Source organism: Paenibacillus daejeonensis DSM 15491 (assembly GCF_000378385.1).
In the GTDB taxonomy this organism is placed as follows: Bacteria; Bacillota; Bacilli; order Paenibacillales; family Paenibacillaceae; genus Paenibacillus_D; species Paenibacillus_D daejeonensis.
In genome coordinates this window covers 81,534-89,317 of the sequence record NZ_KB899659.1, presented here as the reverse complement: position 1 = coordinate 89,317, position 7,784 = coordinate 81,534, and the positions used below count along the sequence as shown (strand labels likewise).

8 protein-coding genes are annotated in these 7,784 nt (G+C 55.2%); 7 read left to right on the top strand and 1 reads right to left on the bottom strand.

Annotated elements, in window-relative coordinates; translation table 11 throughout:
- The first annotated feature begins 412 nt into the window (after positions 1–412).
- Genes rpsN through F556_RS32940 form a run of 6 tightly spaced genes read left to right on the top strand, consistent with a single transcriptional unit; the run spans position 413 to position 4,624 of the window.
- The gene (rpsN, locus tag F556_RS0100410; RefSeq protein ID WP_020614893.1) at positions 413–682 is read left to right on the top strand and encodes a 30S ribosomal protein S14; all 270 of its coding nucleotides are present in this window, start codon (positions 413–415) and stop codon (positions 680–682) included.
- A 5-nt stretch (positions 683–687) separates the two neighbouring features.
- Positions 688–1,020 carry a DUF3024 domain-containing protein gene (locus tag F556_RS0100405; RefSeq protein ID WP_020614892.1) on the top strand — a complete coding sequence of 111 codons (333 nt, stop codon included), beginning with the start codon at positions 688–690 and terminating at the stop codon, positions 1,018–1,020.
- Positions 1,021–1,054: 34 nt separating this feature from the next.
- Entirely contained in the window at positions 1,055–1,336 is a 282-nt protein-coding gene (locus F556_RS0100400; protein ID WP_020614891.1) for an AbrB/MazE/SpoVT family DNA-binding domain-containing protein, read from the top strand.
- On the top strand, positions 1,323–2,450 hold the full coding sequence (locus tag F556_RS0100395; RefSeq protein ID WP_020614890.1) for an NAD(P)/FAD-dependent oxidoreductase: 1,128 nt from the start codon (positions 1,323–1,325) through the stop codon (positions 2,448–2,450). Before F556_RS0100400 ends, F556_RS0100395 begins: the two co-directional genes overlap by 14 nt.
- Positions 2,451–2,470: 20 nt before the next feature.
- A complete protein-coding gene (locus F556_RS0100390) occupies positions 2,471–4,090 on the top strand; it encodes a nucleoside recognition domain-containing protein (RefSeq protein ID WP_169447537.1) in 1,620 nt (539 codons plus the stop codon).
- A gap of 15 nt (positions 4,091–4,105) precedes the next feature.
- Entirely contained in the window at positions 4,106–4,624 is a 519-nt protein-coding gene (locus F556_RS32940; RefSeq protein ID WP_020614888.1) for a GNAT family N-acetyltransferase, read from the top strand.
- A 99-nt stretch (positions 4,625–4,723) separates the two neighbouring features.
- Here the strand turns inward: F556_RS32940 and F556_RS0100380 are convergent, their stop codons facing one another.
- A complete protein-coding gene (locus tag F556_RS0100380) occupies positions 4,724–5,062 on the bottom strand; it encodes a ribosomal protein L7/L12 (RefSeq protein ID WP_245583020.1) in 339 nt (112 codons plus the stop codon).
- A gap of 223 nt (positions 5,063–5,285) precedes the next feature.
- On the opposite strand from F556_RS0100380, the gene F556_RS0100375 reads away from it, so the two are divergent.
- On the top strand, positions 5,286–7,679 hold the full coding sequence (locus tag F556_RS0100375) for an ABC transporter ATP-binding protein/permease (RefSeq protein WP_026297015.1): 2,394 nt from the start codon (positions 5,286–5,288) through the stop codon (positions 7,677–7,679).
- The last annotated feature ends 105 nt before the right edge of the window (positions 7,680–7,784 follow it).

Below are 7,784 nucleotides of genomic sequence, written 5' to 3'. Positions count from 1 at the left end.
TGCCCTGAAAAGGTAGCTCATCATTTCTAACGGCCATATATGCGCCTATTGTGGCCAAACAGACCGCTGGAGCCTCGAAAACCCTCCAATAACTGTGCTGGTGGCCGTTAGAATTCAAAGTGACTCGATTTGGGCGAAATAGCGGCTGTGGTGTCCGTTAGAATGGGGAAGGAATGCTGAGAGCTGGCATAAGTGCTGTGTTGATGGGATTGGTGTCTGAGCAAGCTGCTGTCTTCGGAGTTACATGGGGAGGGGGGACTTTACTTTCCGCCGCTTCTGATCCATAATAGTAACGATTACTATTAAGCTGTGTTGGCTCCACGTTGATCACATGGACAATGTTGTGGCTTCCTGCACCTGAGCGGACAGCCCCGCCCTATTATAGTAATCATTACGAATTGGAGGGAACAAGATGGCTAAGAAATCGAAGGTTGTGAAAGAGAAGAAGCGGCAGGAGACGGTTGCGCGTTACGCGGAGCTGAGGAAGCAGCTGAAGGCCAATAAGGATTATGAGGGACTCAGCAAGCTGCCGCGTGATGCTTCGCCGACCCGTCTGCACAGTCGTTGCGAAGTCAGCGGGCGCCCGCATGGCTACCTGCGCAAGTTCAAGGTCTCGCGGATTGTGTTCCGTGAACTAGCCTACAAAGGCCAGATTCCGGGCATCAAAAAATCTAGCTGGTAACCGCCATGGACCTTTTTACAATCCGACGACTGGAGCGCATTCTCGATGGGTACATCGCGCATAAGGTACCGGGCCAGGTGCGTGCCTCCGTCAGGCTAATCTATCGGTGGGATGATGAGGGGTTAACGCTCTATGAGGAGCGTCCGGATGACGGGACACGCGCGTGGACGGGCACTGCGATCGCCCGGTTTCGGCAGGCAGAGCAGAGATGGCTGGTACAAGCTCGGAATGAGAGTGGAGGGTGGGCACCGGTGCCGTCCATCCTTCCACACCCGGACTTTGAATGCTTGCTGGAGCAAGTGGAGCTGGACCGGGAAGGGCTGTTCTGGATTTCTTAATTTAACGCACATTCAATGGGAGGCATACATCACGATGATCAAAGCAACAGGAATCGTTCGAAAAGTTGATGAGTTAGGCCGCATTGTCATTCCGATTGAGCTAAGGCGAACATTGGGTATTTCCGAGAAGGATCCGCTGGAAATCTTCGTCGACGACGAACGGATCATGCTCCGCAAATATGAGCCCACCTGCATCTTCACCGGCAGTGCGGAGAACCTGATGCATTACCGCGGCAAAGTCGTCAGCAAAGACTGCCTGGCGGAGTTGAAGCAGCTGCTGTCCCAGTCCGAGGAGCAAGCCTATGCCGACCTATGATTGTCTGATTGTCGGCGCAGGCCCCGCCGGCATTGGCATGGGGAGTGTGCTGCAGGACCTTGGTGTGCGCCATTTCAGCATCCTGGAGCGTGCGGATATCGGCGCTTCCTTTGCAATGTGGCCGCGTGAGGTGCGGATGATCACCCCCTCCTTCACTAGCAACGCCTACGGCATGATGGATCTCAATGCCATCGCCCTGAACACGTCACCTGCCTATACACTGGGGACAGAGCACCCTTCCGGGGAAGACTACGCGAACTATTTGCACGCCGTGGCTGCCTACAAGCAGCTGCCTGTGCAGTGCGGCATCGATGTGACGGGCATTGAGCCTGTGGATAGCGGCGGTTTTGAAGTACAGACGCAAGCAGGCAAATTAACCGCACAGACCGTGATCTGGGCAGCTGGCGAGTTTCAATATCCCGATCTCGGCAGCTTTCCAGGTGCAGAGTATGGCATTCATAACAGTCTGGTTCAGGAATGGAAGCACATCGAAGGGGATGATATTGTCATTGTCGGCGGCTATGAGAGCGGCGCAGATGCGGCGATTCATCTGGCCCACTTGGGCAAACATGTGACGATCATTGACCGTAAGGGCCATGGTTTGAAAAAAGGCAGCAGCGACCCCAGCGTTGAGCTATCGCCTTATACAAAGGACCGGCTGCGTCAAGTAGAAGAGGGCCGCATCGACTGGATCGGCGGGTATGAGGTACAATGGATTGAAGCTGACGAGCATGAACGCTATTTGATCTATTGCGAGGATGCAGAAGGGCAATCCCGCATGATAACAACGATGGCGCAACCGATCCTGGCGACGGGCTTCAAGGGCAGTCTCGGCATCATCGAGTCCCTCTTCGCCAGAGACGAACAGGGCAAGACACGCCTGACGGAGTCGGATGAGTCGACAGTCACACCAGGCTTGTTCCTGACGGGACCAAGTGTGATCCATGGTCAACTTTTATTTTGTTTTATCTATAAATTCCGCCAGCGGTTTGGCGTGATAGGCGATGCTATCGCGAGGCGATTCGAATTGGACCGCAAGATCCTCGAGACGTACCACAAGGAAGGGCTCCTGCTCGATGATCTGAGCTGCTGTGGCGAGACTTGCACATGCTGACGCCGGAATCACAAACTGCGGTGCTTCTGGGTTTTGAGTCATCGGGAAAGTCGGCCTTATTCAGACGATTGACCGGGGATAAAACGGGGCTGGTTGCCAATGTTCGTGGTTCGACGGTAAGCGCCCGTATGGGCAGACTGCCCACCGGCATGGTGCTTGCTGACCTGCCCGGTATACGCACCGAGGATGACAGCCGCTCCACAAAGGATGCCTTGCGCACGGCTGTTGCGGCAGATATAGCTGTGTTGGTCGTTCGGGCAACGCATGCAGAGGCCGAGCTGCCGCTGCTTCTGGATGCGGCAGATGCAGGGGGAAAACGTGCGGTTCTTGTACTGACTTTCACAGACAAAATTAACGGTTCTACAGAAACCTTGCAGCGATATTGCAGAGAACGGCTAGGCATCGCCACGTTTGCTCTGGATGCCCGCGACCTGCAGGGGACCGAACGCGATCAACTGCTGCAAGCGATTCGTGAGGCATCTAATCTGCGAATGCCCGCCCGGCGTTTGAAGCCTCCGAGCTGTAGCGCAGTTTTACCCTCGCCCAATTGGTTTGAACACCACCGATGGGGGAGAGGAGCAGCGCTCGCTATGACGTTTTTGCTATTTGCCGTGCCTGTGCTGCTGGCTTATCTGTTCTCAACGTGGCTGCAGCCGATCATCGACATGAACATGCTCGAACCTATCCGAAACCGTTTGACCTGGACGCCGCCCCTGGCGCAATCCATCCTTGTCGGCGATTACGGCCTGATCACTCTGGGCTGGTACTCGTTTCTTTGGGCGTTTCCCGTAGTGGTACTGCTCGGTCTTAGCGTGGCAGTGGCAGAGGAGAGCGGGCTCAAGGACCGGGTCACTGACGCGCTGGATGGTTGGATGCGCCGAATCGGGCTGCACGGCAGAGATCTGATCCCTGTGCTGAGCGGCTTCGGCTGTAATGTGGTCGCTGTGTTCCAGAGCCGTTCCTGCAGTGCATGCTCGCGTAAAGCCTGTGTATCGATGATTGCCTTCGTCTCTGCGTGCAGCTATCAGATCGGGGCGTCACTGTCTCTGTTCTCCTCCGCCGGGCATCCGTGGCTGTTCGTCCCCTACCTGCTCGCATTGGGATTGTTCGGCGCACTGCATACCCGGATCTGGCATCGGGAGCACCACACACCTCTAGCGATCGGTTACCGCTCCGACACCTTCCTGCAGCGCCCTGGTATTCGGGCTGTGCACTGGCGGGTATTGGGCGTCAGCAAGCAATTCGTGCTTCAGGCTATGCCTATTTTTCTGGGGATCTGCTTGACGGCCGCTTTACTGGAGTGGGCAGGAATCATGTCCACTCTTGCGACAGCGGCTGCGCCAGTGCTCCAGTTGTTCCAATTGCCTGCCGATGCCTCCGCCGCATTGGTCTTCTCGGTGCTGCGCAAGGACGGCTTGCTGATCCTCAACCAAGGAGAGGGCAGCCTGCTGCAGGCGATGCAGCCCGGACAAGTGTTTATTCTAGTTTATCTGGCGTCCACACTCACGGCGTGTCTGGTTACTTTATGGACGGTACGGCAGGAGCTCGGGTGGCGATTTGCCAGCATGATGGCCGGACGGCAGGCAATCACTTCACTTGTATCAACCGGATTCATGCTATTATTGCTTAGGCTATGCTAACTAGGAGGCTAACACATGACATTGAATCTATCCTATACTGTAGCTGAGGTGACACCGAACCGGATCGCCGATGTCGTCGCATTCGTTCAACGTGTCATGGGTCAGCTCTATCCGGAAGGCAAGTACTACAAGAATCCTTACGATTTAACGAATTTCGCCCAGGTGTATCTGGAGGCGCCTAATGCCAACTTCTATATAGCAGAAGACGCGGAAGGTCGGATAATCGGCACGGTCGCGATCCGCCCGTATGATCACCGGTTCCCAATGTTGCAGCCACAGTTAGAGAAGGCTGAAGCGTGTGAGATGACCAGACTCTATATCGACGAAGCGTGCCGGCGGCAGGGCATCGGCAGCGTGCTGTACAAAAGGGCAGAGGCCTTTGCAAGCGATGCAGGTTATACGACCAGTTATCTGCATACCTCCAGTTATTTGCCAGGGGGACTGTCTTTCTGGATCTCTCGACATTATCAGGAGCTGGAGTGGGAGACCGACGAGATCGTACATATGGCGAAGCCTTTGGCAAGGACAACCTGATTGGAGGGAGGCGCCTTAATGGATCTTCCTGTCAGACAAAATGAGCCCTGTTCGTAAGTCCGGCAACCGGCATACGAACAGGGCTTAGGCTGTTCCAAGCTAAGATTGTCGCTCCAGCTGCTCCACCAGCCTCTTGGCCTCCACCAAGGAAAGACTGCGGGCTTCTCGCACTTCCTTAATGGCCTGGATTTTGCTGCCGCTTGCCAACAGCTCCCGGATTCTGGCCTCGAGCGCAGCATCTTGATCCCCTTCTAACGGGTTCAGTGTTCGGCCAGTATTATCGGAGGCAGCGATCGTATTGCGAGTAGACAACCCAACCGGCTGATTGCCCGACTGCCGAAGCTCATAACGAAGCTCGTTGATCTGGCTCTGCAGGCTAATGACGCGGAAGAGCAGCAGGACGCCCAGCCCCATCGCTATAATTGCTACATAGTCCATTGTTTCCACAATCGCATATCTCCTCTCGAACTCTATTAAACATTAAGTATAGGATAACGAGAATGCCAAAGCAATAAAGGAGGGCCTATCGTATAAGGCGTCATTACAAAAAGTCCTGCCGAGGTTATATAGCTGCTAGGTGCCTACTTTTGCTTCTGTGTGTCCCGTTCGGTTAAGCTATAGGAGAATGGTTGATCTGGACACGACAGCACAGGAGGTCTATATGTCAAAATTAAAGCTATCCGACATCAAAAAATCGTACCATAGCGGCGAAGTTGTCCACGCGCTAAAAGGTGTCTCCCTGGAATTCAGGGAAAGCGAGTTTGTATCCATCCTTGGTCCGTCTGGATGCGGAAAAACGACGCTGCTCAACATCATTGGCGGTCTGGACCGGTATGACGAAGGGGATCTGTCGCTCGGCGGCAAATCGACCCGGCGCTTCAAGGACAGGGATTGGGATGCGTACCGGAACCGCTCCATCGGGTTCGTCTTTCAAAACTATAATCTGATCTCCCATCAGACGATCCTTCAAAATGTAGAGATTGCTATGACCCTATCCGGGGTGTCTGCAACCGAGCGGCGGGAGAAAGCCAAGCAGGCATTAACCTCGGTAGGGCTCGCCGATAAGCTCAATCAGCGGCCGAATCAACTCTCCGGTGGACAGATGCAGCGGGTCGCAATCGCCCGGGCGCTCGTGAATGATCCCGACATCATTCTTGCAGATGAGCCGACAGGCGCCCTGGACAGCCAGACCAGTCTCCAGGTAATGGAGATCCTCAAGGACATTTCAGCCGACAAGCTGGTTATCATGGTGACACACAACGCTGATTTGGCAGAAGCGTACAGCAGCCGGATCATTCATTTACGAGATGGGGAAGTGCAGTCCGACAGCCATCCGTTGGCTAATGAAGAAACCGTTGTGTCTGGACAAGGAAGTGACGGGGATGGCGAGCTTCATGTGGGGAAAACCTCCATGTCCTTGATGACTGCCTTATCTCTCTCCTTCCGAAACCTGCTCACCAAAAAAGGACGCACGCTCATCACTTCCTTTGCGGGGAGCATAGGTATTATCGGCGTCGCACTTGTACTGGCGCTCTCGAACGGCTTGTCCACGTACATTGGCAATGTGCAGTCCGACACACTGGCTGGCTTTCCGGTCACTGTGTCCGAGGGCGTACAGTTTATGCAGGGTCCTCCGGAACCGCCGCCAGGCTCCCCCTTTGCAGAGAACGGGAGCGAGGGAGAGGAGTTTCCAACGGACAATCTTCTGCGGCCGCATGAGCGAAGCGTTGACCCCGGGATGCATGTGAATCAACTGACCGAAGAATACTTCGACCATGTTGCGGAACTGACACAGCTATACCCGAATTCCACCAATGCGGTAACATATAGCAGAGACGTGGAGATGAACCTGCTGGCCAGGGGCGGGGCGGACGTCGTCAAGTTTGAGACCTCGACCAGCATGCCTATGGAGCTCCCGCCGGGATTCGGCGAGACACCAACCTATTGGCAGGAGCTGCCGGAGGATGATTCCTTTATCCTATCCATGTATGACCTGATCGGCGAAGGCAGCCGCTACCCTGCTGAGGCAGGAGAAATCGCACTTGTTGTGAATTCCTATAACCAGTTGGATCAATCCTTCTTCGAGAAGCTGGGAATGGCCCCGGGCGGCGAAGCATTGCCACTGGAGGACTGGATCGACAAGACAGTGATGAAGCTGGTACCCAACGATAGCTTTTACACCGCGCAGGAGAATGGTTTGTTTACACCTGCAGGTCCGGATGCATACACGTCCCTCTTTGATGGAGATGAAGGTACTACGCTCACCATCACCGGGATCCTGCGGATCAAAGAGGATGCCGCGTCATCCAGTGGATTCTTGTCCGAAGGTTTGGCGTATACACCGCAGCTTGCCGAAGCCGTAGTCGAGAATGCAGAGGCGTCCGAAATTGCTGCCGCCCAGCTGGCATCTGACCGGGATGTGGTGAGCAACGTGCCGTTTGCGGACGACGCGGCCAAGCAGCAGCGATTGCGTATGCTCGGTGCAGACACGACACCAACCAGCATTAGTATCTACCCCGCGAATTTTGCCGGCAAGGACGTCATTAAGCAGCATCTGGACGCCTACAACACCGGGCGCGAGGAGGGCGAGCGGATCCTCTATACGGATATGTCGGAGATGATCGGGACAGCCATCCAGACGGCCCTGGACACGGTATCCTACGTTCTGATCGGATTTGCAGCGATCTCCTTGGTCGTTTCAACCATCATGATCGGCATCATCACCTATGTCTCCGTGCTGGAGCGTACCAAGGAAATCGGAATCCTCCGCAGTATCGGTGCCCGCAAGAAGGACATCTCCAGACTATTCAATGCCGAAACGCTGATTGTAGGTCTGGTGGCCGGCTCGCTGGGTATTGGGATCGCCTATGTGTTGTCACTCGTCATCAGCCGCATTATCGCCGGCATCGTCGAGATCGAGGGGATTGCCCAGCTCACAGCGGTGCACGCCCTGTCTCTGGTTGCAGGCAGCATGCTGCTGACCCTGATTGCCGGTCTGATCCCGGCACGTGCAGCAACCAAGAAGGACCCCGTGATTGCGCTGCGAACAGAATGATAGAAGCACTGTCGAAGCCCAGGCCTCCTTTGAGAGGTGCTGGGCTTCTCGTCGTCGTTCGTTGGATCATCGCTGGTAGCAGGGGGAGGGATTCTCGCAGGCTAG

Coding starts and splice junctions, on each gene's coding strand:
- F556_RS32940 (WP_020614888.1), top strand. CDS start 4,106: ATGACATTGAATCTATCCTATACTGTAGCTGAGGTGACACCGAACCGG.
- F556_RS0100380 (WP_245583020.1), bottom strand. CDS start 5,062: ATGGACTATGTAGCAATTATAGCGATGGGGCTGGGCGTCCTGCTGCTC.
- F556_RS0100400 (WP_020614891.1), top strand. CDS start 1,055: ATGATCAAAGCAACAGGAATCGTTCGAAAAGTTGATGAGTTAGGCCGC.
- F556_RS0100405 (WP_020614892.1), top strand. CDS start 688: ATGGACCTTTTTACAATCCGACGACTGGAGCGCATTCTCGATGGGTAC.
- rpsN (WP_020614893.1), top strand. CDS start 413: ATGGCTAAGAAATCGAAGGTTGTGAAAGAGAAGAAGCGGCAGGAGACG.
- F556_RS0100375 (WP_026297015.1), top strand. CDS start 5,286: ATGTCAAAATTAAAGCTATCCGACATCAAAAAATCGTACCATAGCGGC.
- F556_RS0100395 (WP_020614890.1), top strand. CDS start 1,323: ATGCCGACCTATGATTGTCTGATTGTCGGCGCAGGCCCCGCCGGCATT.